We start from the raw sequence: 25,147 nt of genomic DNA, 5'->3' as shown, positions 1-25,147 counted from the left end.
AGGGCCAGACACCTCCCCTGGCGGGGGAGGATTGTAGAATGCGACGATTATTACCGATCCCACGGAAACGCGAGCGTCGGGCGGTTGGCATAACGTCGCATGCGCAACGCAAGTCGCGCGCCACAACCGGGTTCGAGCCTCACCGTGAACGCCGCGCCGGCGATATCGCTCAAGCGGCCCTCGATGGCCACGGCGTCGATCCGGTGCTCGGCATAGGCACCACCTTGCACCACGACGGTCCGCGGATGCGTAGTGCTCAGGTTCAATAACGTCACCTCCGTCGTCGTGTCGCCCAACATATGAACCAGTGCCGCGACGTCTTCCGGCACACCCGCGCGTTTGCGGTCCGCGTCGAAATAGCGGAGCCGGCAGTGGAGCGGCACGCCGCCCTGCGAGGGCGAGGTCTTCGACCAGGGCGGACGGGCGATGTGCAGGCCGCCGGTCATGAGCTGGACGAGGCTGGTGACATTGGCGGGGTTGATGTCGATCGGCCAGTCGGCAAGCCGGGTTTCCGGTGTCGTCGGATCGGCGAGCCTCGCGGCGACGCGGTCGGCGACGTTTTTCAGGTCGGCGCGCAACGCAGTTACGGCGTAGCTCGGGTTCTTGCCTTCGAGGAAGCTCACCCACGGATGATCGCCGGCAGCCGCGCGGTCGGCGGGCGCCTGCGACATGTACCAGATCTCGAAGCCGTTGGTCTTGAACGGACCAGGTTGCCAGCCATACCAGCCGTCCGCACCGTGCATCGTCGGCGTAGACAGCACGCCGCCGATCGTCTTGGCTTGCGCGTTGATCCGCGCGGTCTGGCGGCGCCAGACGTCGATATACCCCTGGTCGCTGGTCAGCAGCGTGCCAGTCATGAACGCCGTGATCGAACGCGGCACGCGGTTGCGGTTCTCGCGCTTGCCGGTCTGCGGCACGATCGGCGAGAAGCCCCAGCCATAGACGCCACTCCACCAGTCGCGCGGGACGATGCCATCCAGACCGACGCGGCTGGGGATGATGTCGCCGTTCGCTTTTGCCCGGCCAACCCACGCGTCGAGATAGTCGAGCGCCCAGGTCCGGTATCGGTCCCCTGCCCCGAGCGCATAGGCGTTCAGTCCGAGCGTCGTCGCCTGCAGGTTGAGCGGATTGTCGCCGACAACGTCGCCGTACTCGGCATAATGCGCGAGCGTCTGCGCATAAGTCGCCTCGCCATGCTCCATGTGGAAGCGTTCGCCGGCAGCGAACGGATCGCCCGCCCAGTCGAGCTCGGTCGCGCGGCGCAGCATCGGGCCACGACTTCCGTTCATCAGGCTACGCATCATCCGCAGCTTCGGATCGTAGTTGCCCGTCGTCGGATCGCGGCCGGTGTAGAAATCGGCGTAGCGGCGCGTGCGTTCGATCAGCTTCAGGTCGCGCGGGCCAGACAGCCCCATCATGTTGAAGGTCGTCAGCCCTTCCGCATTGTGCTGCCAGTCCATCTGGACGGGAAAATCGCGAAAATACATCCCCTTGCGTGCGATCGGCACGTCGACCGTGCGCGCAGCGGTGAACTGTTTGAGGTGACCCTCCCACGCCCGTGCGTACAGGTCGCCGATACGATCGGGACCGCCTAGCGCGTGCAGGATCGCCCAGTCGTTCGTCGCTTCCGCCGCATCGTCGGGGCCGTCGTTCGCCCCCCAGCGCTCGAACACGCGCAGCCAGCCGCGACTGTCGACATACTTTGCGTAGAACGCTTCGCAGGCTTCGGCATTGGCGGCGAGCAATCGGCGTTGCAGGACCGCCCATTCAGGCGCAGCCATCGGTGTCGTGACCCGCAACGTCGCAGGCGCTGCTCGGACGACGGCGGGCAAGGTGGCGAGCGCAGCCGCGGCACCACCGAGCAGCGTGCGGCGATCGACCGTCATGCGGCCAGCTCGACGCGGCGGATCGGGCCGACGATTACCAGGAACGAAAAAATTGTCAGCAGGCAGTGCGCGCCGACGAACACCAGCGCCCAGTCGAACGAGCCCGTGGCGCCGACGATGAAACCGATCACGATCGGCGTGACGATCCCGGCGACGTTGCCGAACATGTTGAACACGCCGCTGGTCAGGCCGGCGAGCCGCTTTGGCGCGACGTCCGACATCACCGCCCAGCCGAGCGACGCGACACCCTTGCCGAAGAACGCGACCGCCATCAGCGTGACGACCAGCCACTCGGCCTCGACGAACACGCAGGCAATGATCAGCGTCGCCAGCAGCATCCCGAACACCAGCGGCACTTTCCGCGCGATGTCGATCGAGCCGGTGCGCTTGAGCAGCAGGTCGGACGTGTAGCCGCCGACCAGTCCGCCGACGAAGCCGCACAGCGCTGGCGCGGCGGCAGCGAACCCAGCCTCCATGATGTTCAGCCCGCGCTCTTTCACGAGGTAGATCGGAAACCAGGTAACGAAGAAATAGGTCAGCACGTTGATGCAATATTGGCCGAGATAGATGCCGAGCAGCATCCGGTTCGCGAGCAACTGGCGCAGGTTCGTCCACGAAAAGGCCTGCGGACGGTTGGCGGCATCCTCCATCCGGATCAGCCCGCCGCCAGCCTCGATATGCGCGAGTTCGGCGGCGTTGATCTTCGGATGGCGGACCGGGCTGTGGATGTAGCGGACGAACAGCGCGGTCGCGGCGAGACCGATCGCGCCCATCACCCAGAACACCGCGCGCCAGCCATAGCTGTGCACCAGCCAGCCCATCAGCGGGGCGAAGGCGACGAGCGAGAAATATTGCGCCGAATTGAAGATCGCCGACGCGGTGCCGCGCTCGGCGCCGGGGAACCAGGCGGCGACGAGGCGGGCATTGCCGGGGAACGACGGTGCCTCGGCGAGACCGACGAGGAAGCGCAGCGCGAACAACATGGCCACCGCGGACACCCCCGCGATCAACCCGGTCAGCCCCTGTGTGGCCGTGAACAGCGACCAGGCCAGGATCGCGCCGGCATAGACGCGCTTCGTACCGAACTTGTCCAGCAGCAGCCCGCCGGGGATCTGCGCAAGGACATAGGCCCAGGCGAACGCGGACAGGATGAAGCCGGTCTGCACCGACGACAGCCCGAGTTCGGTCGATGCCGCGGATCCCGCTATCGAGAAGGTCGCACGGTCGGCGTAATTGATCGAGGTGATGAGGAAGATCAGCGCGATCACACGGTAGCGCACCGCAGTCGGGCGCCCGGCCACGCCTCCTGCAACCGCTTCTTCGGCGGGGGCTGCTGCGGCGATCGTCATGCTTCGCTCTCCTGTCCGGCACTCGATCTACGCGAGTGTTCCAGTCCGGTGTATCGAGCAGAACGGGGGCGGTCCAAGTCCTAAAACGGGTTGATCCAGCCAAGCCACGACTTGATCGGATGACTGCGGAAGATGCCGGTGCCGGATCAGTGCACCGTTCGCATCGATCGATGTCGGAATGAGATTGGCTTAGGCGGCCGCACCCGGCCTAACACAGATTGCGACAGACCGGCTCCAACGAAGCCGGCAGCAGGCACATCGTGCCGGAGTTAGGGGAGTGAGTATGACCGGGATCCGCAGCTTCAAATCCGTGCTGGCCGTGTCGAGTGCGATCGTCGCCTGCTCGCTGGCAACGATGGCCTATGCCCAGAGCGTACCGGAAACGACCGCGCAGAAAGAGGCGCGTGCCGCCGGCAGCACCACCGATACCGACGCGCCTCCCGCCTCCCCTGCCCTGCCGCCCGAGCAAAGCGTGACCGATGCGCCGCTGGCCGCGGATGCGCCGGATATCGTCGTCACCGGGTTTCGCGCAAGCCTCAACAGCGCGATCAACATCAAGCGCACGCAGACCGCGACCGTCGATGTCATCAAGGCCGAGGACATCGCCGAATTCCCCGACCTGAACCTCGCGGAATCGCTGCAGCGCATCCCCGGCGTCTCGATCAGCCGCGTCAACGGCGAAGGCCGCAACATCTCGGTCCGCGGCCTAGGCCCCGATTACACGCGCGTGCGGATCAACGGGATGGAGGCGATCGGGACTACCGGCGGCACCGACAATTCGGGTGGCGTGAATCGTGGCCGCGGCTTCGATTTCAACATCTTCTCATCCGACCTGTTCAACAGCATCGCGGTCCGCAAGACCGCCACCGCCGACGTCGAGGAGGGCTCGCTGGGCGGCACCGTCGACCTGCAGTCGTCGCGCCCGTTCGACTACAAGAAGGCGACCGCGGTCGTCTCGGCGAGCGCCAGCTACAACGATCTGCGCGAGAAGGTGACGCCGAAGATCTCGGGGTTGATCACCAAAACCACGGATGACGGCCGGTTCGGCGTGCTGCTGTCGGTCGCGTACGAAGAGCGTGCGATCAAGGAAGAGGGCGCGAACATTACGCGCTGGACTTATGGCGGGTTCAACGCCGGGTTCAACGCGGCCTCGACCTTGCCGGGCAAGACGCTCGGCCAGATCAACGATCCCAACCCCGCGACCGGGCTGTACCATCCGCGCATTCCCGGGCTCGTCAGCTACGACATCTTCCAGAAGCGGCTGGGCGCTGCTGGATCGGTCCAGTTCCAGCCGACGCCCAAGACCTTGATCTCGCTCGACGCGCTGTATTCGCGGCTCGACGGCACGCGCAAGGAATCGCAGTTGCAGGCGATCAGCTTCAGTCGGTCGGGGACGGGCAAGCCGCAGACGATCATCCGCGACGGCGTGGTCGACGGCGACAACAACATCATCAGCGGCACGTTCGACAATGTCGATCTGCGCACCCAGTCGCGCTACGACAAGCTGGTCACCGATTTCTATCAGGTGACCGGCACGCTCGACCAGAAGTTCGGCGAGAACTTCAAGGTCGGTGCGGTCGTCGGCTACGCGGATTCGGCGTTCAGCAACCCGATCCAGTCGACCGTCACGATCGATGCCGCCAACACGCCCAATTTCTTCTACGATTTCAGCACCCGGTTTCCGACGATCAAGCCGGGCGTCGACCTGACCAACCCGAACAGCTTCGCCTTCACCAGCGGCACGTCGGAAGTCCGCATCCGCCCGCAGACCGTCAACAACAGCTTCACCAACGCGAAAACGTTTGCGGAATGGACGGTCAATCCGTTGCTGAAGCTGAAGGTCGGCGTCGACTGGCGCCGGTTCGATTACAGCTCGACCGAGCAGCGGCGTCTGTCCGGGGAGTCCGTCGTGCAGACCCTGACGCCCGCGCAGCTCGCCGCCGCGACGACGCTGTTCTCGGGCTTCGGCAAGGGGCTCGACACGCCGGCCGGTACGCCAACGGCATGGGTCGTCCCCGATCTCGCCAAGTTCGCCGAACTCTACGGCATCTATTCGAACCCGCTCTACGCGACCGGTGGCGTGACCAACGCGAGTGCGCGCGGATCGTACATCACCGTGCGTGAGGACGATATCGGCGGCTGGGGCATGGCGGAGTTCAACTTCGCCGATCGAGGCCTGCCGATCCGCGGCGATGTCGGCGTGCGCTACGCCAATACCGACCAGCGCTCGACCGGCTATGCGGGACAAGGCGTCGCGACCAACCTGGTCGTTGCAGACCGCAGCTATCATCGCTGGCTGCCGTCGGGGAACCTGGTGATGGACGTTACCGATACGCTGCTGGTCCGGTTCGCCGCCGCCAAGACGCTCGCGCGTGCCGGCATTTCGGCGATCGCGCCGGGCGGCAATCTCAGCGTTTCGGGTGGCAATCGCTCCTTCAGCAGCGGCAACCCCGATCTGAAGCCGACGGAATCGGACAATCTCGACGTCTCGGTCGAATGGTATCCGACGCGCGGCGCGATCTATGCGGTGTCGGCGTTCCAGAAGGACATCGGCACGTTCGTCCAGTCGCTCAGCACCACCGTTCCGTTCAGCAGCCTGGGACTGCCTGATTCGCTTCTTGCCGGCACGAGCGCATCGCCGACCGATCTGTTCATCGTCAGCCAACCGGTCAATTCGAGCGGCGGCCGGCTGAAGGGCTTCGAGGTGAACGTGCAACAGCCCTTCAGCTTCCTGCCGGGGTTCCTGTCCAATTTCGGCGTGCTGGCGAACTACACGCACGTGACGTCGAACATCCAATATCTGACGTCCGCGACCGGTGGTGCGTCGGTGACCGCGCCGTTGATTGGGCTGTCGAAGCATGCCGCCAACGGCACGCTGTATTTCGAAACGGCCAAGTTCCAGATCCGCGGGTCGATCGCCTATCGCTCGCGCTATCTCACCGCCGTACCCGGGACCGAGGGAAATTCGTATAACGGCACGAGCGGCACGACCAACGTCGATGCGCAGATGTCCTACAACCTCACCGATAATCTGAAGTTCAGCATCGAGGCGATCAACCTTACGGATCAGGTCAACGACCAGTTCGTCGACGAGTCCAACCGCCTGAACGTGCTGACGCATAGCGGTCGCCAGTTCACGGCGGGAATGCGGTTCTCGTTCTGACGGTTCAGCGATCTCCGCTGCACCTCGGCAATCATCGACCTCGGGAGCATCATGCTGGTACGACAGGGCTCGACATTCCGGTCACGACGCCAAATCAGAACAGGACATGCGCATGACCTATAACCGCCGCGAGACCTTCGGACTGGCATTGGCGGGCGGTGCGGTCGCACTCGTGCCGCCCACCCCCGCGGTCGCGGAGCCTCCCAAGCCCGATACGTGCGTACAGCGGTTCGAGGACGACTGGCGGCGTGGCTTCGACGGCCAGCGGGTGGCCGATCTTGGCGACGGTCGCTTTCTCAATCCGCTGATCGCCGGAGACCATCCCGATCCCGCCATCCTGAAGGACGGCGCGGACTATTACATGACCTTCTCCAGCTTCGATTCCTATCCGGGGCTGACGATCTGGCACAGCCGCGACCTGGCGAACTGGCAACCGCGCAAGGCCGCATTGACGAAGAACATCGGCTCGGTCTGGGCGGTCAGCCTCGAGAAACACGACGGCCGCTACTTCCTGTATATCCCGGTCAAGGCCAAGCCGAACGCGATCCACGTGATCTGGGCCGATCATATCGACGGCCCGTGGTCCGACCCGATCGACCTCGGGCTGCCCGACCATATCGATCCCTGCCACGCGGTCGGCGAAGACGGATCGCGCTGGCTGTTCCTGTCGGGCGGCGACCGGATCCGGCTCGCCGCCGACGGCCTGTCGACGGTCGGCAAGGTCGAGCATGTCTACGATCCGTGGCGCTATCCCGACACTTGGGACGTCGAGGGCTTCAGTCCCGAAGGACCGAAGATCGTCCGCCACGGCGGCTGGTTCTACATGATCACCGCGGTCGGCGGCACCGCCGGGCCACCGACCGGGCACATGGTGATCGTCGCCCGCTCGCGCTCGATCCACGGCCCCTGGACGAACGATCCCGCCAACCCGGTGGTGCGAACCGTGAGCACCGACGAGAAATGGTGGTCGCGCGGTCATGCCAGCCTTGTCGAGGCGCCCGACGGCAGCTGGTGGTCGATCTATCACGGCTTCGAGAACGGCTATTGGACACTCGGTCGGCAGGCGCTGCTCGATCCGATCCGCTGGACCGCGGATGGCTGGTTCGCGATGACCGGTGGCGATCTGTCGAAGCCGCTTGCGAAGCCGAAAGGCGGCGCCGCGCTACCCCACGGCCAACCGCTCTCCGACGACTTTCCCACGCTACAAATCGGCAGCAAATGGAATTTCTTTCGACCAGGGCCTGACGAACGCAACCGGGCACGGGCCGAAGGCGGTGCGTTGATCCTGAAAGCCACCGGCACCGCGCCGGTGGATTCGTCGCCGCTGATGCTGATCGCCGGCGACCAGGCCTACCGGTTCGAATGCGATGTCGAGATCGCCCCCGGCGGTACCGCAGGACTCGTGCTGTTCTACGACGACAAGCTGTATTGTGGGCTCGGCTTCGACGAGCGCCGGTTCGTCACGCACCAATATGGCAACGAGCGTGGGCGTCCCGCCAATCCGCACGGACGCCGCATGCGGATCCGGATCACGAACACGCGTCACATCGTTGCGATCCATACCAGCGGCGATGCGGGCAAGAGCTGGCACCGCTTCGACCGCGGCATGGAGGTTTCGGGCTATCATCACAATGTCCGCGGCGGGTTCCTGATGCTGCGCCCCGGCCTGTATTCGGCCGGCAGCGGCGAGGCCCGTTTTCGCCACTTCCGGTACCAGGCGCTCTGACCGCGGCGCGCTTGGCTACCCAAGGCCTTGCGCGCGCGCCCATTCCTCGAACAGCGTCGGCCAAAAAGCTGCCGGCTTGCCGACCGCTTTGCTCAGGCCGAAACCATGTCCCCCGGTCGCGAACAGATGCGTTTCCACCGCCACGCCGGCCTTGATCGCAGCCGCTCGAAACGCCAGCGTATTGTCGACGACGACGCTCCGATCGTCTTCGGCGTGGACGAGGAAGCAGGGCGGCGTCGCCGACGTGACGTTCGAAGCGGTCGAATGCGCGTACTCCAGGGCGGGCGTCGGCGACGGTCCGAGCAGCAGCGTACGTGACCCGGGATGCGCGAGCGGCAAGGTCATCGATTGCACGGCGTACATCAGCGCAGCGATGTCGGGCCGTGCGCTGCCTCGATCTGCGCTATCGACCGGCGGGTAGGTATTCTGCGCGAACCGGGTCGCCAAATCGCCACAGACATGGCCACCCGCCGAGAAGCCCATCGCAGCAACGCGGTCGGGCTTGATTCCGTATGTGCCAGCGCGTGCACGGATTAGCCGCATCGCCCGTTGCGCATCGGACAAGGGGACGTCGGGCCCGGCCGCCCAGCCATCGCCGGGCAACCGGTAGAACAGCACGAACACCGTCCAGCCATGATCCGCCAGCCGGCGTGCGATCTCGTATCCCTCGCGGTCGACGACGATCCGGACATAGCCCCCGCCCGGCATCACCAGTATCGCCGACCCGTTGGGCTTGGCGGGGCGGAACACGACCATGCGCGGGCGCGCGATGCCGTGGACGGCGCGATCGGTCATGCCGACATCCGTCGCCCGATCCTCGACGATTTCTACCGGCAAGGTGCGTGGCGCGCCGGGTGCGCCGGCCGGCCAGAGATCGATCGTCTCGGTCGGGTCGGGCAATCTCGGCACGCGCCCACCGGTCCGCGCGGGCGGTGGAGTCTGCGCATCGACGCCGGTCGACAGACCGACGGCCAGCGTCCCCAGGATTGCACTCCGACGATCGATCATGCGCTTCGGCCCATCAAAAAAATGGGCGCACTCCGTGAGGAATGCGCCCGAGGAGAGGAGAGACTATGCCCGGTGCGCCTACATCTTGAAGCGCGCGCCGACGAGGAAGGTGCGGCCGAAGTGGTTGTTCTCGTAGTTCCGATTGGCGTCGAGATCGACGTAGCGGCTGCGATAATTGTCGGTCAGGTTGGTCCCTTCGAGCGATACCTCAAGTGCCGGCGTCAGCTTGTAGCGCATCGACGCATCGACGTTGGTCGTCGCGCCATAACCCTCGAACAGATTGCCGGTCGCCGACGCACCGTCGATATACGGGCTGCGATAGCTGATCGATCCGCGCGCGCTGAATTTCGCATCCTCGTAATACAGCGTGCCGTTATAGGCGCGCTTCGACAGGCCGTAGAGCGTCGCCGAGCGGGTCGTGTTCGGCAGCGCGCCGAGCGTGCCCGCAGGCGTGACGATCGTCGTCGCCGGACCACCTTGCGAATAACCGGCGCTGGAGTCGACGAAGGTCGCGTTGGCCAAGGCGCCGAAGTTGCGCAGGAAACCGGGCAGGAAGCGGAAGGTCGTCTGGAGCGAGATTTCCGCCCCCTTCAACGACGCGCCCGTGCCGTTGATCGGCGAGGTGATCTGCCACAACTGGCCCTCCGGAGCCCCCGCGGCAGGCGAGCTTGCCGGGATCACCGAAAGCGGCAGGCCGGTCGACGCGAACGTCCCGCTGCGCGTCGCCGAGACCGGGAAGCTCTCAACATTCTTCTTGAACAGCGCGACCGAGAAGATCGACTGCGGTGCGAAATACCATTCCGCCGAGATATCGAACGCGGTCGCGCGGAACGGATCGAGCTGCGGATTGCCGAACGTCACGCGGTAGTTGAAGCCATCGACCGAACCGCCCGGCGTCAGGCTGCCGAGGCTCGGCCGGGTCAGCACCTTGGCGATCGCACCGCGGATGATGACGTCTTCGGCCGGGAAAAGCGCGACGTTGATCGCGGGCAACCAATCGTCATAGGTGCGCTCGACCGTCGCGGGGGTATTGACGGTTACACCACCGACGGTCGCCGAGGACAGCCCGGTCGAGCGCTGCTTGGTGTGGACGTAACGGATGCCGGCATTGGCGGCATACCGCAGCCCGAGGATATCACCCTTAACGTCGAACTCCGTGTAGCCGCCGGTCACCTGCTCGGAGACGCTGCGGGTGTCACCGACCAACACGGTCGCGGGCCGGTTGTAGAGCCCGGTATACGCCGCCGACGCATCGATGTTCGGGATCAGGAAGCTGGTCGTCGTCCCCGCAGGCTGGCCGGCCTTTCCGAGATTGAAGATCTCGCCAAGGTTTCCGGCTGGGAACCCGTACACCGCGGTCGGTCCGAACAGCGTGTTCGGCGAGCAGGTCAGCGTCCCCAGCACGACATCGCGACCGCCGGCGTTGGGGCAGACGACGGCATCGCGCGAGAAGCCCTGCGTATCGAAGGTGAACTTGCGGTACAGCCCGCCCGCCTTGATCTGGAAGCCTTCCGCGACGTCCCACTCGGTCCGCAACTGCGCGGTGCGGAACTTGTTGACCGTTTCCGACGGCCGATCGCGAATTTCCGCCAACTGGAAGTTCGCGGGATCGGTGACGCTGGTGCCGAAGGTCAGCTTCGGGCTCTTCATGTCGGTATAGTCGTAGCTATACCCCTGCGCGTCGCGGTCGTCGAACACGAAGGTCGTCTCGACCGGGATCGTCGCATCGGACTTCGAGATGCCGCCCATCAACGTGAAGCGCAGCTTGTCTGTGACATCCTGATCCCAGCTGCCGCCGATCTGGTAGAATTCGGTCTGCGACTTGCGCAGATAATGCTCGGTACGGACCCAGGCGTCGTTGAGCGTCGCCTTGATGAGGTTGTTGTTCGAATCGATCGTGTAGTTGCTGATATCGATCGACCGCTCGTTCGACCGCAGCAGGACCTCGCCCCATTTCTCCTCGCGGGTTTCCTTGAACCGCGAATACAGCCCGTCGATCGAGACCTTGGTCGCCTCGCTTGGCGACCACTGGACGCTGCCCGTGATACCCAACCGCTCGCGCTCGTGCCGGACCGAGCCGTAGCGCGGGATGCGTGGATGGAAAGCGAGCGCAGCCGCGGTGCAGGCCGTGCTTGGCACATACACCCCGCCACGGTTCTGCGTGGTGTAGCAGCGCGTGCCGTCCACCGAATCGAACGGCCCCTGTGCCCAGCGCACGGTGTTGTTGCCGAGCTCGAAGTTGTTCGTCTTCGAATAGGCTGCCGACGCCGCGACGCCGAAGCTGCCGTCCGCCGACTTCCACGACAGCAACCCGGCGAGGCGTGGCCCGGTATTCTTGCTCAGGTCGTTATAGCTCGCCTGTGCCGAACCGACCGCGGTAAAGCCGATCTTGCCACCGAGCGGGTTGCCCGTGTTGAGATCGACGACCGCACCGAGCGAGCCTTCGTCGAGCGAGGCCTCCGCGGTCTTGTGGACGACGATCGAGTTGAACAGTTCGGAGGCGAAGACATTGAAGTCGAACGCGCGATCGCGGTTCGAGCTGGCGCCGTCGGTCGAGGTGGCGACTGTCTCCATGCCATTGACGCGGACGCGCGTGAACTGCGCACCGAGGCCACGCACCGTGATCGCACGGCCTTCACCGGCGTCGCGCTGGATCGAGATACCCGGAATGCGCTGGAGCGATTCGGCTAGGTTCTGATCGGGAAACTTGGCGATATCTTCCGCGACGATCGCGTCGACCGCGGCAACCGACTGCCGCTTGACGTTGAGCGCGGCGTCCAGCGACTTGCGAAAGCCAGTGACGATGATCTCGGCGGTCTCGCCTTCCGCCTGCACCGTCCCGGGTGCGGTCTGCGGTGCGATGGTCGCGGCCTGATCTACAGTCTGCCCCTGCGGCACGACGGCGGTCTGTGCAGGCGACGGATCGACCTGGGCCGGCGTTCCCGGCGACGCGCTGTTGGGAATCTGTGCCGCCTGCGCCGCTGCGATCGAAGGCATCGCGAGCGCGAGAACCAGACTGCCTGCGGACACGCCGCCCAGCCAGCCCATCCGTCGAACCGCAACCGTTGCTTGAACTTCCATTGCATCCACTCCCCGTTCGGCAATCGCCGATGACACCGGTTGCGCTATCGACGGCCCGCCGTTGCGCTTCCGACCTGACTATCTTGGAGAGTTCGACCCGTTACTGACCACGGTGGCGCCCGATCCTCTCCCGAAAAGCCAGCTCTTGCTGGTCTCCCCACCCGTCCCTTGCCTGCCTAGGTAACCGGTGTCACAACAATGTCGCAGGATCTTTGGCGTGTCAACATGCCGCGTCACACATCATATAAAGCAGGAGATGCATTGATGAAATTGTTGGGAATTATCGCCCCCGCGCTCGCCATCATGCTTTCCACGACGGCACCGGCACAACAGCCCGCCTCGCGCCCGATGGTCATCGTCGACGAGGCCGATACGATGCGCCAGGAGCCCACTCCCCACGGCGCGATCGGCTTGAGTACCGCATATCGGATCAGTGACGGCGTCCCCGGCCGTACGATGGAGTTCCGCAAGCGCATCTTGCACCCCGGCAGCGCGATCGGCCTCCACCGCATCGCGCATGACGAGGTCTATTACGTGATTTCGGGTACGGGCGCGGTCTCGTCCGGCGGCGTGACGCAGCCAGTGCGAACGGGGGTCGCGGCCTATCTGTTCGACGGCGAAACGGTGGGCATCCGCCAGACGGGTCGTGACCCGCTCGTGCTGATCATTGCCTATCCGATCCCGCGCTAGGTTCCGGGCTGGATATACGGGACGCGCGCGAACAATTCGCGCTCCCACCTGCGCGGATCGTCCTCGACCCTGGATCGCGCGTCGAAGATCATCGTCGCTCGAAGAGCGCGGTCGTACCGCGGCCAATGGGCCATGCCCGCATGATCGGGATCGCCCGCGATCGCGAATGCGACGAAACTGTCCTGCATCGCCTTCGACGCCGCCTGCGCGTCCGCCGCCGTACCGGTCTGCGATCCGGTCGCCCCCAGCGTGCCGAACACAAGCGGGATATCCATCGTATGGAATGCGCCGCGCCGTGGGTCCGTCCGCGAGGTGAAATCGACCTGATAAACCCAGGTCGGCGTTCCCGCATCGGCGCGCGCTTCCGCCTCGATCACCTGCCCGCGCCAGCTCCGCCCCGCCGTCGTCGCGCCGTAGAAGACGTCGGTCGGCGACCAGTCCGGATAGCGCGCGCGGTACTGCGCCACGACCCATTCCGGCAGGATGTCGATCTTGAGCTCTGGCGCCATCCGCGCGGCAACGTTGCTCCAGTCGAGCCCCCTCACCTTTGGCGAGTCCAGCCCGATGAACGCCCGCGTCTCGTCATGGGTGTTGCCAAGCATCATCGGAATGCGGTTACCGAGCGGGTTCGCATCCGGCCAGAACGGGTGTCGCGTCAGCCACGTCATGTCGAGCACCGGCCCGAAATACACCCCGCCACCCATGATCGGATCGCTCGCCGACAGCGCCGCGACCAGCTTTTCGACCGGCATCGTCAGCAAAGGCGATAGGTCGGCCTCGGCCACCCCCAGCTTCGCCAGATAAGCGCGCGCCCGCGTCGTTGCGTTGAGTGGACCGGATGCGGTCACCTGCTGCCCGCTCATCGTCGCCGCGCGGTGGAACAGGCCGGCGGCGGCGGGCATCCCCATCATCGTCGCGATCTTCGCGCCGCCGCCCGACTGGCCAAACACCATGACGCGCGACGGGTCCCCGCCGAACGCCGCGATGTTGTCGCGGACCCATTTCAACGCGAGGATCAGGTCGAGCTGCCCTGCATTGCCACTGTCGGGGAATCGGGAATCGAGCCGCGCGAGATACAGATAGCCCAGCGCGTTGAGCCGGTGGTTAACCGTCACCACCACGACATCGCCGCGCGTCGCCAGCGCCTGCCCGTCGTTCAGCGGATCGGTGACGCTGCCGTTCGAATAGGCGCCACCGTGGATGTAGACCATCACCGGTTTCTTCGCGCGGCGGTCGGCGTCTGCGGTCCAGACGTTCAGGAACAGGCAGTCTTCGGATTGCGGAGCGTAAGCGCTGGACTGCGGACAGACCGGTCCGAAATCGCGTGCCGGGCGCATCTGGCCCGGCATCGCCACGGCTACCGGCGCACGAAACCGATCGGCGCGACCATAGCGTATCCCTTTGAAGGCATGGACGCTTTGATCGACCGTTCCGACGAAGTTACCAGCCGGCGCGCGGACCGTGAGCGACGTCGCCGCGCGGGCGCCGGACGCCAGGATCAGCGCAGCGCCTCCACCCAGCGCCCCACGTCGCGTCCAGCCGTCAGCGACGGACATCGAGTCCACCCGCCAGATACGCATCGATATCGGCCTGTCGGAACAGGCTCGCATCGCCCGGCAACGAATGCTTTAGAGCAGCAAGCGCGAGGCCAATCCGCGCGATGTCGCCAATGTCCTCACCGGAGCGAAGTCCGTGCAGCACGCCTGCTGCAAAGGCGTCGCCGCCGCCGATCCGGTCGACGATCCCGGCCAGCACCACTTCGTCCGTCTGGACATGCGCCGACCGCGTGTCGATCCGTGCCGACAGCCGGTGGAGATCGACATGCTCGACGTGCCGCGCGGTCGACGCGATCGTCTGCAGCCGCGGGAATTCTTCGAACGCCGCCTCCGCCGCCTCGCGCCGCCGGTCCTCCGCACCGCCTGCAAAATCGCGGTCCAGCAGCAGTGCGATGTCGCGGTGGTTGCCGAACATCAGATCGGCATGCGCGACGAGGTCGGTCAGGATCGCACGCGGGTTCGAGTCCCAGCGTTCCCATAGTTTGCCACGCCAATTGCCGTCGAACGAGACGGGAATGCCGCGCTCCGTCGCTGCTTCGACGGCAGCGAGCGCACTGGCCGCCGGAACCGGGCCGAGCGCCGGCGTGATGCCCGAAAGGTGGAAGCGATCGACGCCGCCGAGCAGCGTATCCCAGTCCCATGCACTCGCCGGTGCCTCGGCAAACGAAGACCAGGCGCGATCATAGACCACTTCGGTCGCGCGCAGGCCCGCACCCGAGGTGACGAAATACAGCCCCATGCGCTCGCCGCCGAGCGCGATCGTCGACGTTTCGACACCGTGACCGCGCAGCGTCGTGATCGCCGCGCGGCCGAGGTCGTTGTCGGGCACCATCGTCGCCATGCCGACGTCGTGGCCAAGCCGTGCCAGTTGCGTCACGACGTTCGCCTCCGCGCCGGCGACCCACACGTCAAGCTTTGGCGTCTGCAACAGCAACTCGCGCCCCGGTGGCGAAAGCCGCAACATGATCTCACCGAACGCCAGGAATTTGCTCATATCGCCCCCTCATCTGATCCTCCCCATTCCGGGGAGGGGGACCGCGGCCGAAGGCGGGGGTGGAGGGGGGCCACCACGACCGTTACGCCCGTGGTGGCCCCCCTCCGTCAGCCTGCAGCTGCCACCTCCCCATGCCGGGGAGGAGTTATCGCGCCAGCCAGCCGCCATCGACTGCGAGAATGTGCCCCTGGACATACTTCGCCGCCGCCGACGACAGGAACACCGCCGCGCCGCCGAGATCGCTCGCATCGCCCCATTTGCCCGCCGGAATACGGTCCATGATCGATTTGTTGCGTACTTCGTCTGCCTGCAACGCCGCGGTATTGTTGGTCGCGATATAGCCCGGTGCGATCGCGTTGACGTTGATGCCCTTGCTCGCCCATTCGTTGGCGAGCAGCTTGGTCAGGCCGCCGATACCCGACTTGGACGCGGTATAGCTCGGCACACGAATCCCGCCTTGGAATGTCAGCATCGACGCAATGTTGACGATCTTGCCGGAACCTTGCGCGATCATGTGCCGCCCTGCCGCCTGGCACAGGAAAAACACCGACTTGAGGTTGGTGTCGATCACCGCGTCCCAGTCCGCTTCGGTGAAGTCGACCGCGTCGGCGCGGCGGATGATGCCGGCATTGTTGATCAGGATGTCGAGCCCGCCGAGCTTGGCGACGGTCTCATCGACGACGCGCTGAACCGGCTCGATGGTCGACAGATCCGCGGATACGATCTCCGCCTTGCGACCAAGCGCACGAATCTGCGCGACGGTGTCTTCGGCAGGCGTACGGCCGACGCAGGCGACGTCCGCGCCGGCGGTCGCAAGCGCGACGGCAATCGCCTGGCCGATACCCGTGTTCGCGCCGGTGACGATGGCGACGTTGCCGGTCAGGTCGAAGGGATTTGTCATGCTTTCTCTCTCATTCCCCTCCCGCTTGCGGGAGGGGTTAGGGGAGGGGAAACGCGGACCAACCTTGCGGCACGCCCCTCCCCCGACCCCTCCCGCATGCGGGAGGGGAGAAGATTTACGCCAGCTGGCAGATATCCAGGACGTTCATGTCGGTATAATCCTGGTTCTCGCCGGCCATCGCCCAGATGAATGCGTACGCCTTCGTGCCCGAACCCATGTGGATCGACCAGGGCGGGCTGATCACCGCTTCCTCGTTCGCCATCACGATATGCCGGGTCGCCTCGCCCTCGCCCATGTAATGGAACACGCGGTCCTTCTCGAGATCGTCGAGTTCGAAGTAGAAATAGATCTCGCTGCGACGCTCGTGGATGTGCGGTGGCATCGTGTTCCACACCGAACCCGGCTTCAACACCGTCAGGCCCATGACCAGCTGCGCGCTGTCGCAGATGCCCGGGATGACCATCTGGTAGATGGTCCGCTCGTTCGACTCCTCGAGGCTGCCGCGCTCAAGCGTTGTTGCATCGCCGACCGAGATGACGCGCGTCGTGAACGCCTTGTGCGCCGGGCACGACGCCAGATAGAAGCGCGCGCCGTCGCCAGAGAACTGCACGTCCTTCGCGCCCATCGTCACGTACAGGCAATCCTTGTTGCCGAGCGTGAACGTCTCGCCGTCGACCGAGACGGTGCCACTGACCTTGCCGACATTGACGACCGCAAGCTCGCGGCGTTCGAGGAAAGGATGCCCTGCCGCCGACGCTGGCTCAGCCTGATCGGGCAGCTTCACCGCTCCGCTAGCAACGGCGACGCCGCCGATCACGAAGCGCTCGGCGTGCGTATAGTTGAGAACGCACTCACCGTCGCGGAACAGGTCCTGAATCAGATAGCGGTCGCGCAGTTCGTCGTTGGAGACGCACTCCATCATGTCGGGATGCGTGGCGTAATACGTGCGGTCGTACATAATTAGCTCCGGTCAGGCCGCTTGCGCGGCGAAATGGGGTTCGTCGATACGGTAGGCGCGGCGGACGAGGCCGCTGGTAAGTTCGTGGGCAAGATCGGCCGCTTCCCAGTCGGCAAGCCGGTGTTCCGCCACCAGTAGCGCGAGGAACCCGCAGTCGATCCGCCGCGCGACATCGTGCCGTGCCGGGATCGAGAGGAACGCCCGTGTGTCGTCGTTGAAGCCGACGGTGTTGTAGAAGCCCGCGGTCTCGGTCGTCATTTCGCGGAACCGGCGCATCCCTTCGGGACTGTCGTGGAACCACCAGGACGGCCCGAGCTTCAGGCACGGATAATGCCCGGCAAGCGGAGCCAGTTCGCGCGCATACGAACTTTCGTCGAGCGTGAAGAGAATGATCGACAGCTCCGTGCTGGTTCCGAACCGATCGAGCAACGGCTTCAGCGCATGCACGTAATCGGTCCGCGTCGGGATGTCGGCGCCCTTGTCACGGCCATGGCTCGCGAACAGGCCGGCGTTGTGATTGCGCGACGATCCCGGATGGATCTGCATCACCATGCCGTCCTCGACCGACATCGCCGCCATCTCGGTCAGCATCTGCGCGCGGAACAGTTCGGCGTCCGCTGGCGTCCAGTCGCCGCGCGTCACCTTGGCGAACAGCGCCTCCGCCTCGACGCTCGACAGGTTCGCGGTCGCGGCGGTCGGATGACCGTGGTCGGTCGCCGTGGCCCCTGCCGCACGGAAGTCGGCGCGGCGCTTGCGGTGTGCAGCGAGATACCCCTTCCAGTCATACACGTCCTCGCCGGTCAGTTCGGCGAAGCGCGCCATCGCTGGCTTGAACACCTCGTGCTCGACGTCGATCACGCCGTCCGGGCGATAGGTCGTCACGACGCGCCCGTTCCAGCCCGATTGGCGGATCCGGCGATGCGCGGCGAGATCGTCGTGCGCGCCTTCCGTGGTCGCGAGAAACTCGATCCCAAACCGGTCGAACAGTGCACGAGGACGGAACGAGTCGGAAGCCAGCTTCTCGCTGATGAGGTCGAAATACCGGTCCGCAGTCGACGCTTCGAGCGCGACGTCGATCCCGAACACGTCGGCGAACACATGATCGAGCCACAGCCGCGATGGCGTTCCCCGGAACAGCGTGTAATGCTCGGCGAACAGCTTCCACGCCGTCCGCGGATCGGTCGCGGGGGTGCCGTTCAGCCGCGGGATCGCCAGCGCATCGAGGTCGACGCCCTGACTGTAGAGCATCCGGTAGAGATAGTGATCGGGTGCGAGCAGCAGCGAAGTCGCGTCGGTCCAGTTGGCGTTGCCCGCGAACCAGGTCGGATCGGTATGCCCATGCGGGCTGACGATCGGCAACGCCGCCACCTCGGCGTACAGCGCTCGCGCAATCGAACGCGTCGCCGGTTCCGCCGGGAAAAGGCGGTCCGGATGCAGTTCCAGAGCCCTTGCCATCGTCCATCCTCCTTGCCGCTTCGCGCGATCCTCGGCGGTTCTGGTAACCGGTGTCAGCAGATCGTGCAACTGCGATTTCCACCGATCAGCCTACGACTCGCCTTCCGCCGGTGGCGAAACCGATGCACGCCGGATCAGCGTCGACAGGAACAGCGACGGCTCCTCGACCAGATCGCTGCCATCGTCGGCGCCCGCGATCAACTTCAACGCGGCCGAGCGCGCCATCGATGCGATCGGCCAGCGCACCGTGGTCAGCGGTGGCCAGACGTGCGCGGCGATCGGCGTGTCATCGAACCCGATGATCGACAGGTCGCGCGGGATGTCGAGCCCGCGTTGCCGCGCGGCGTGAATGATCCCCGCCGCCATCTCGTCATTGGACGAGAAGATCGCGGTCGGCCGCGGCATCACGTCGAGCAATCGCTCCGCCGCGACTAGCCCCGATTCGAACGTGTAATTGCCGTCCGCGATCATGCTGCGGGGCAAGGCGATCCCGGCCGCGGCCAGCGCATCCTCGAACCCCAGACGCCGTTCGCGTGCCGAACGGAACCCGTGCGGCCCTGCGACCAGTCCGATCCGGCGATGCCCCTGCTCGATCAGATATTCAGTCGCCGTCCGCACCGCCTCGCGGTCGTTCGACGCGACCATGTGCTCGGTATCGTCGATCACCGCCGAGCCCATCCGGACATAGCGACAGCCGATCGAATCGCACAATTTGGCAACCGAATCATTCTCGCTGACCGGCGGCATCAGCAGCACGCCGAACAACCGCTGCCGCTCGAGGAAATGCCGGAGATCGTCGAGCATCGTCGCGGAGCCGCGATCGAGCGGCCGCACCACCATCTCGAACTCCGTCCCCTGCAACGCCTCCAACATGCCCTGTTGCACGTTCAGCACGGTCTGCGCATTGGGGTTGTCGTGGACCAGCCCGATCAGGAAATTGCGGCGGAGCGCCAGCGCGCGCGCCTGCGGGTTGGGGATATAGCCGAGCTCGCCGATCACGTCCTCGACCCGCTTTCGGGTATCGTCGTTGAGCAACGGCGACCGGTTGATTACCCGGCTCACCGTCTTCTTGGAGACCCCGGCGATCCGGGCAACGTCGTTGATCGTCGGCTGACCGGTCTTCTGCATTACAACGACATAGCTTGACCCGACCGAGCCGTCTTGCGGAAAAGCTGTCGCGGCCGCATAATGCTGACACCGGTTACCGATATAGAGGATGCGATGGTCAAGGCTCTGAGAGTCGATCCGCGCGACGGCGTGGCGACGCTGCTGCACGATGCGCTGGCGGGCGAAGTCGTGACGGTAGGCGAAGACGCATGGGTCCTGAGCGCCGATATCGGGCGCGGTCACAAGGTCGCGCTGGCACCGATCGAGGCGGGTGAGCCCGTGCTGAAATACGGCTTCCCGATCGGCACCGCGACGCAGCCGATCGCCCCCGGCACGCACGTCCATTCGCACAATCTCAAGACCGGCCTCGAAGGCACGCTCGCCTATCGGTTCGACCCGGTCGATACCGCGTCTGCCCCCGGCGCATCGGCCGCGACGTTTGAAGGCTATGTCCGCGCCGATGGCAGCGTCGGCACGCGCAACGAGATCTGGATCCTGTCGACCGTCGGCTGCGTCGCGCGCACCGCCGAGCGGATCGCCGCCAAGGCCGCGGCGCTGGTCGGCGATAGCGTCGACGGCGTCCACGCCTTCACGCACCCGCATGGTTGCTCGCAGCTCGGCCAGGACCTGGAGGGCACGCGCACGATCATGGCGAGCCTCGCCTGCCATCCCAATGCCGGCGGCGTGCTGATCGTCGGGCTCGGCTGCGAGGAGAACCAGATCAAATCATTGCTCGCCACGATCCCGGAGTCGCGACACGGCATGATCCGCACCTTGACGACGCAGGTCAGCGGCAACGAGATCGCGGAGGGCTGCGCGCTGGTCGCCGAGCTCGCCGCACTGGCGAGCGCTCGACGACAGACCGTCGGCCTCGACAAGCTCGTCCTCGGCGTCAAATGCGGAGGGTCGGATGGCCTGTCGGGCCTCACCGCCAACCCATTGGTCGGCCGGATGAGCGACCGCGTCACCTCGGCTGGCGGCCGCGTCCTCGTGACCGAAATCCCCGAGATCTTCGGCGCCGAACAGATGCTGATGAACCGCGCGGCGAGCGAGCCCGTGTTCGACCGGATCGTCGCAGTCGTGAACGATTTCAAACGCTACTTCCTCGATCACGGCGAGACGGTGTCGGAGAACCCCTCGCCCGGCAACGTCGTCGGCGGCATCACCACGCTCGAGGAAAAGTCGCTCGGCGCCGTCCAGAAGGCGGGCCGTGCCGCGGTCGCCGACGTGATCGAGTACGGCGCGCGGGTCCGGATCGACGGCCTCACGTTGCTCGAGGCGCCGGGCAACGACGCGGTCTCCTCGACCGCGCTGGCGGCAGCGGGGGCGACCGCGATCCTGTTCACCACCGGACGCGGCACGCCGCTCGGCTTCCCCGTGCCAACGATCAAGATCGCGTCCAACACCGATCTCGCCACGCGCAAACCCGGCTGGATTGATTTCGACGCCGGCGCTGTGCTGGAAGACGGTTTCCTGGCAACCGAAGAGGCGCTGCTTGCGCGCATCATGCAGGTCGCGTCGGGTGCTGAGACCGCCGCCGAGCGCAACGGCGAACGCGAGATCGCGATCTGGAAACGAGGCGTAACGCTGTGAACCGACTGTCTTTCGCAAACCTGTCCGCCCTGCCCGACTCCGTACAAAGCCCGAAAGGGCGTCCATCCGGCGGCGTCGGCATCGTCCATTTCGGTCCCGGCGCATTTCACCGCGCGCATCAGGCAGCCTATGTCAACGACCTGCTGATGCACGATCCTCGCTGGGGGATCGCCGCGGTATCGATGCGGACGCGCGGTACGATCGACGCACTGGCGGAGCAGGACGGGTTTTATACCCTTGCGATCCGCGACGCCGATCCGTCGCTGCGCGTGATCGGCACCCACCGCCGCTTCCTAGGGCCTGAGGACGCGGCACAGACCCACGCGCTGCTTGCCGATCCGGCCGTCGCGCTGGTGACGACGACCGTGACCGAGAAGGGCTATTGTCTTGCGGGCGATGGCACGCTCGACATGGGCCATCCCGATATCGTCCACGATCTCGCTGGAACGACGGTTCCGCGCAGCGTCGTCGGCTGGATCGTCGCCGGCCTCGCCGCGCGCCGGGCCGCCGGGACCGCCCCGTTTGTGCCGATGCCGTGCGACAACCTCGCGAGCAACGGCGCCAAGCTGCACGCAGCACTTGTTGCTTTTGCAGCCCGAACCGACTCCTCGCTGGCGGACTGGATCGCGGGCGAGGTCCGCGTGCCCTCGACGATGGTCGATTCGATCACCCCGGCAAGCGACGCCGCGTTCTACGCCGATGTCGCCGCAACCCTGAGCGTCGAGGATCGCGCCGCGGTCCAGCGAGAATCATTCACGCAATGGGTCATCGAGGACACATGTCGCCCTCTCGGCCCCGACCTCGCCAGCGTCGGCGCGACCGTAACCACCGACGTCGGCGGCTATGAAAAGGCCAAGCTGCGAATCCTCAACGGCGCGCATTCCACACTTGCTTATGCCGGGCTGTTGCGCGGATCGAGCAGCGTCGCCGACGCGATGCGCGACCCGGAACTGGCCGCGTTCGTCGACGCGATGATCGCCCGTGACATCATCCCGATGCTGCCCCCCGTCCACGGGCTCGAAATTCAGGACTATCGCGCAGCCGTCCTGCAACGCTTCCGCAACCCGGTGATTGTCCACCGGCTCGACCAGATCGCGCAGGACGGTTCGCAAAAGCTCCCCTATCGCCTCGGCGACACGCTGATCGCCAATCGCCGCGCGGGACGCATGCCGACGCACGTCGTCGCGGCGTTCGGTGCCTGGACCGCGTTCCTGATCCGCCGATCGCGCCGCGGACAGCCGATCGTCGACCCCGTCGGCGACAGGCTGGCCATACTCGCATCCGAGGGCAGCCCAGCGGATATCGTCGCGCGCTTGACGGACGAAGGCCTCGGCATTCCTCGCGAAGTGCTTGCGGACGCTACGTTAATGGCCGCGCTCGGCCGCGCCGCTACCGATGCTCACGACGAAGACTGGGGCTCGTTGTTCGCAGGCTGAGCAAGTCGGCTTGTCAATGACACCGGTTTCCCATACGCTTCGAAAAAATAGAATGACATCACAGGAGGGGTTCTTGGCGGCACAGCCGAACACGACCAACACGACACGAATCGCCCAGACCTTCGTGGACGCGCGCCGCGACGGTGGCGTCGTTCCCGAATTTCCCGGCGACGTGCCGGTCACGCTCGACGAGGGCTATGCCGTGCAGGACGCGGCGCTGCTGCTCGCGGACGGCGTCGTGGCGGGCTGGAAGGTCGGCCGGATCAACCCGCCGCTCGACGGGATCGACCGCCTGACCGGCCCCATCTTCGCCGATCAAATCGTCATGGCCAGCGCCGGTCCGGTCGCTATGCCAGTGTTCGCGCAAGGGTTTGCCGCGGCAGAGGCCGAATTCCTGCTCAGAATCGGCACCGCGCCCGACCCTGCCAAGTCGACCTATACGATCGATGAAGCCCGCGCGATGATCGACGCGGTGCATGTCGGGATCGAGATCGCGAGTTCGCCCTTCCCCGGGATCAACGCGCTCGGGCCAACCGTCACCGTGTCCGATTTCGGCAACAATAACGGGCTCGTCGTCGGCGCCGATGCGGAGGGGTGGCGCGAGGGCGACGTCAACGACTGGCCGGTCGAACTACGGATCAACGACGCCTTGATCGGTGCCGCGACGAGTGCGACGATGCTCGACGGGCCGTTCGGTGCGGTGCGCTATCTGCTCGAACATCTGACGGCGCGCGGGATCGCGGTGTCACCGGGACAATGGGTTTCGACCGGCGCGGTCACCGGCGTCCATCCGGTGGTGATCGGCGACCGGGTCGAGGCGCGCTTCGACGGACGGTTCGCCGTCCACTGCACCATCAAGGCCCGCTAGAGGCTGTCTTTAGGAGAGAAGCCAATGGCGAGCACGAACATGCCGGAGGTGGGCGCGGCCAGCGCGAACGGCGCGATCGGTGACGAGGGAAGAGGTGGCAAGATCGGCCGCTATCGCTGGCTGATCTGCAGCCTGTTGTTCGCCGCGACCGCGATCAATTACGTCGACCGGCAGATGATCGGCGTGCTGAAGCCGACCATTTCCGCCGAACTCGGCTGGAACGAGACGACCTATGCCGACGTCATCTTCTGGTTCCAGGCAGCCTACGCGATCGGCTATCTGAGCTTCGGCCGGATCGTCGACGTGCTCGGCGCGCGGATTGGTTATTCGGTCGCGTTCGTGATCTGGACGCTCGGCCACACGCTGTGCGGGTTCGCCGGCAATGCGTTCCAGTTCTCCGCGGCGCGCGTCGTGCTCGGCCTTGGCGAGGCGGGCAACTTCCCCGCGGGCATCAAGGCGGTCTCTGAGTGGTTTCCCGCCAAGGAGCGCGCGTTCGCGACCGGTGTGTTCAATGCGGGCGCGAACATCGGCGCGGTGATCACGCCGCTGATCGTGCCGATCATCACGATCGCGTTCGGCTGGCGGATGGCGTTCATCATCACCGGCGCGATCAGCCTGATCTGGCTGGTGGCGTGGATCGCGATCTATCGTCGTCCGCGCGAAGTGGCGAAGCTGTCGCCGGCCGAACTCGCGCATATCGAGAGCGATCCGGCCGATCCGGCGAAGAAGATCGGCTGGCTAAAGCTGCTCGGCTACCGAGAGACCTGGGCGTATGCGCTCGGGAAATTCTTGATCGATCCGATCTGGTGGCTGTTCCTGTTCTGGACGCCGGACTTTCTTGCGAAGACATACCATCTGGATCTCAAGAGCTTCGGTCCGCCGCTGGTCGCGATCTACCTGCTGTCCGATCTCGGCAGCGTCGCAGGGGGTTGGTCGTCGTCGAAGCTGATGAAGCGAGGCCATTCCGCGAATTTCGCGCGAAAGGTCACGATGCTGGCTTGCGCGTTCCTGGTGATGCCGATCTTCTTCGCGCAATATGTCGACAATCTCTGGCTGGCGGTCGGCATCGTCGGTTTGGCGACGGCGGCACATCAGGCATTCTCGGCGAACTTGTACACGATCCCGTCGGACATGTTCCCGCGCGGCGCGGTCGGGTCGGTGGTCGGGATCGGCGGCACGGTCGGCGCGATCGGCGGCATGATGATGGCCAAGTTCACCGGCTACGTCTTGCAGACGACGGGAAGCTACACGCTGATCTTCGCGGTCGCGGGCAGCACATACCTGATCGCGATCACTGTCGTGCATCTACTCTCGCCGAGGTTGGCGAGAGTGGACGCGGGCTGAAGTTGTCGTTTCTTGTTCTCCCGCCTTCGCGG

Annotated in this window: 17 protein-coding genes; 7 read left to right on the top strand and 10 right to left on the bottom strand. The window is 65.5% G+C overall.

What is annotated here, in order from left to right; translation table 11 throughout:
- Positions 1–50 precede the first annotated feature (50 nt).
- Both O6W96_RS18345 and O6W96_RS18340 read right to left on the bottom strand, forming a co-directional pair.
- Complete coding sequence (locus O6W96_RS18345; RefSeq protein ID WP_353470866.1) at positions 51–1,886, bottom strand: hypothetical protein; 1,836 nt, start codon at positions 1,884–1,886, stop codon at positions 51–53.
- Entirely contained in the window at positions 1,883–3,235 is a 1,353-nt protein-coding gene (locus O6W96_RS18340; RefSeq protein ID WP_353470865.1) for an MFS transporter, read from the bottom strand. The genes O6W96_RS18345 and O6W96_RS18340 overlap by 4 nt, the downstream gene beginning before the upstream one ends.
- Positions 3,236–3,518: 283 nt before the next feature.
- Here O6W96_RS18340 and O6W96_RS18335 point away from each other — a divergent pair, with 283 nt between their 5' ends.
- Both O6W96_RS18335 and O6W96_RS18330 read left to right on the top strand, forming a co-directional pair.
- Positions 3,519–6,398: a TonB-dependent receptor gene (locus tag O6W96_RS18335; protein ID WP_353470864.1), complete on the top strand. Its 2,880-nt coding sequence runs from the start codon at positions 3,519–3,521 to the stop codon at positions 6,396–6,398.
- A gap of 112 nt (positions 6,399–6,510) precedes the next feature.
- Positions 6,511–8,124 carry a family 43 glycosylhydrolase gene (locus O6W96_RS18330; RefSeq protein ID WP_353470863.1) on the top strand — a complete coding sequence of 538 codons (1,614 nt, stop codon included), beginning with the start codon at positions 6,511–6,513 and terminating at the stop codon, positions 8,122–8,124.
- A gap of 15 nt (positions 8,125–8,139) precedes the next feature.
- On the opposite strand, the gene O6W96_RS18325 is transcribed toward O6W96_RS18330, so the two are convergent.
- Both O6W96_RS18325 and O6W96_RS18320 read right to left on the bottom strand, forming a co-directional pair.
- The gene (locus O6W96_RS18325; protein WP_353470862.1) at positions 8,140–9,132 is read right to left on the bottom strand and encodes an alpha/beta hydrolase; all 993 of its coding nucleotides are present in this window, start codon (positions 9,130–9,132) and stop codon (positions 8,140–8,142) included.
- 78 nt (positions 9,133–9,210) lie between these two features.
- Positions 9,211–12,213, bottom strand: coding sequence for a TonB-dependent receptor (locus O6W96_RS18320; RefSeq protein WP_353470861.1), 3,003 nt, complete (start codon positions 12,211–12,213; stop codon positions 9,211–9,213).
- A 303-nt stretch (positions 12,214–12,516) separates the two neighbouring features.
- Between O6W96_RS18320 and O6W96_RS18315 the strand changes: the two genes are divergently transcribed.
- On the top strand, positions 12,517–12,903 hold the full coding sequence (locus O6W96_RS18315) for a cupin domain-containing protein (RefSeq protein WP_353470945.1): 387 nt from the start codon (positions 12,517–12,519) through the stop codon (positions 12,901–12,903).
- On the opposite strand, the gene O6W96_RS18310 is transcribed toward O6W96_RS18315, so the two are convergent.
- The 6 genes from O6W96_RS18310 to O6W96_RS18285 all read right to left on the bottom strand — a co-directional run bounded on the left by O6W96_RS18310 (position 12,900) and on the right by O6W96_RS18285 (position 19,895).
- Positions 12,900–14,459 (bottom strand): carboxylesterase/lipase family protein, encoded by a 1,560-nt coding sequence (locus O6W96_RS18310; protein ID WP_353470860.1) that lies wholly within the window; start codon positions 14,457–14,459, stop codon positions 12,900–12,902. The two genes, O6W96_RS18315 and O6W96_RS18310, sit on opposite strands and share 4 nt — an antisense overlap.
- Positions 14,446–15,453 carry a sugar kinase gene (locus tag O6W96_RS18305; protein ID WP_353470859.1) on the bottom strand — a complete coding sequence of 336 codons (1,008 nt, stop codon included), beginning with the start codon at positions 15,451–15,453 and terminating at the stop codon, positions 14,446–14,448. The genes O6W96_RS18310 and O6W96_RS18305 overlap by 14 nt, the downstream gene beginning before the upstream one ends.
- A gap of 145 nt (positions 15,454–15,598) precedes the next feature.
- Positions 15,599–16,354 (bottom strand): 2-dehydro-3-deoxy-D-gluconate 5-dehydrogenase KduD, encoded by a 756-nt coding sequence (gene kduD, locus O6W96_RS18300; RefSeq protein ID WP_353470858.1) that lies wholly within the window; start codon positions 16,352–16,354, stop codon positions 15,599–15,601.
- Between the two features lie 115 nt (positions 16,355–16,469).
- The gene (gene kduI / locus O6W96_RS18295; RefSeq protein ID WP_353470857.1) at positions 16,470–17,312 is read right to left on the bottom strand and encodes a 5-dehydro-4-deoxy-D-glucuronate isomerase; all 843 of its coding nucleotides are present in this window, start codon (positions 17,310–17,312) and stop codon (positions 16,470–16,472) included.
- Positions 17,313–17,324: 12 nt separating this feature from the next.
- Positions 17,325–18,767, bottom strand: coding sequence for a glucuronate isomerase (uxaC, locus tag O6W96_RS18290; RefSeq protein ID WP_353470856.1), 1,443 nt, complete (start codon positions 18,765–18,767; stop codon positions 17,325–17,327).
- A 90-nt stretch (positions 18,768–18,857) separates the two neighbouring features.
- Positions 18,858–19,895, bottom strand: a complete 1,038-nt coding sequence (locus O6W96_RS18285; protein ID WP_353470855.1) for a LacI family DNA-binding transcriptional regulator — start codon at positions 19,893–19,895, stop codon at positions 18,858–18,860.
- 60 nt (positions 19,896–19,955) lie between these two features.
- Here O6W96_RS18285 and O6W96_RS18280 point away from each other — a divergent pair, with 60 nt between their 5' ends.
- The 4 genes from O6W96_RS18280 to O6W96_RS18265 all read left to right on the top strand — a co-directional run bounded on the left by O6W96_RS18280 (position 19,956) and on the right by O6W96_RS18265 (position 25,115).
- On the top strand, positions 19,956–21,467 hold the full coding sequence (locus O6W96_RS18280; protein ID WP_353470854.1) for a UxaA family hydrolase: 1,512 nt from the start codon (positions 19,956–19,958) through the stop codon (positions 21,465–21,467).
- Positions 21,464–22,903: a mannitol dehydrogenase family protein gene (locus O6W96_RS18275; protein WP_353470853.1), complete on the top strand. Its 1,440-nt coding sequence runs from the start codon at positions 21,464–21,466 to the stop codon at positions 22,901–22,903. The genes O6W96_RS18280 and O6W96_RS18275 overlap by 4 nt, the downstream gene beginning before the upstream one ends.
- Positions 22,904–22,976: 73 nt before the next feature.
- A complete protein-coding gene (locus tag O6W96_RS18270; protein ID WP_353470852.1) occupies positions 22,977–23,771 on the top strand; it encodes a 2-keto-4-pentenoate hydratase in 795 nt (264 codons plus the stop codon).
- 24 nt (positions 23,772–23,795) lie between these two features.
- Complete coding sequence (locus O6W96_RS18265; RefSeq protein ID WP_353470851.1) at positions 23,796–25,115, top strand: MFS transporter; 1,320 nt, start codon at positions 23,796–23,798, stop codon at positions 25,113–25,115.
- Positions 25,116–25,147 lie beyond the last annotated feature (32 nt).

Source organism: Sphingomonas faeni (assembly GCF_040407495.1).
Taxonomy (GTDB): domain Bacteria; phylum Pseudomonadota; class Alphaproteobacteria; order Sphingomonadales; family Sphingomonadaceae; genus Sphingomonas; species Sphingomonas faeni_D.
Note: the sequence above shows the minus strand (reverse complement) of the source record. Positions and strands in the feature narration are given on the sequence as shown.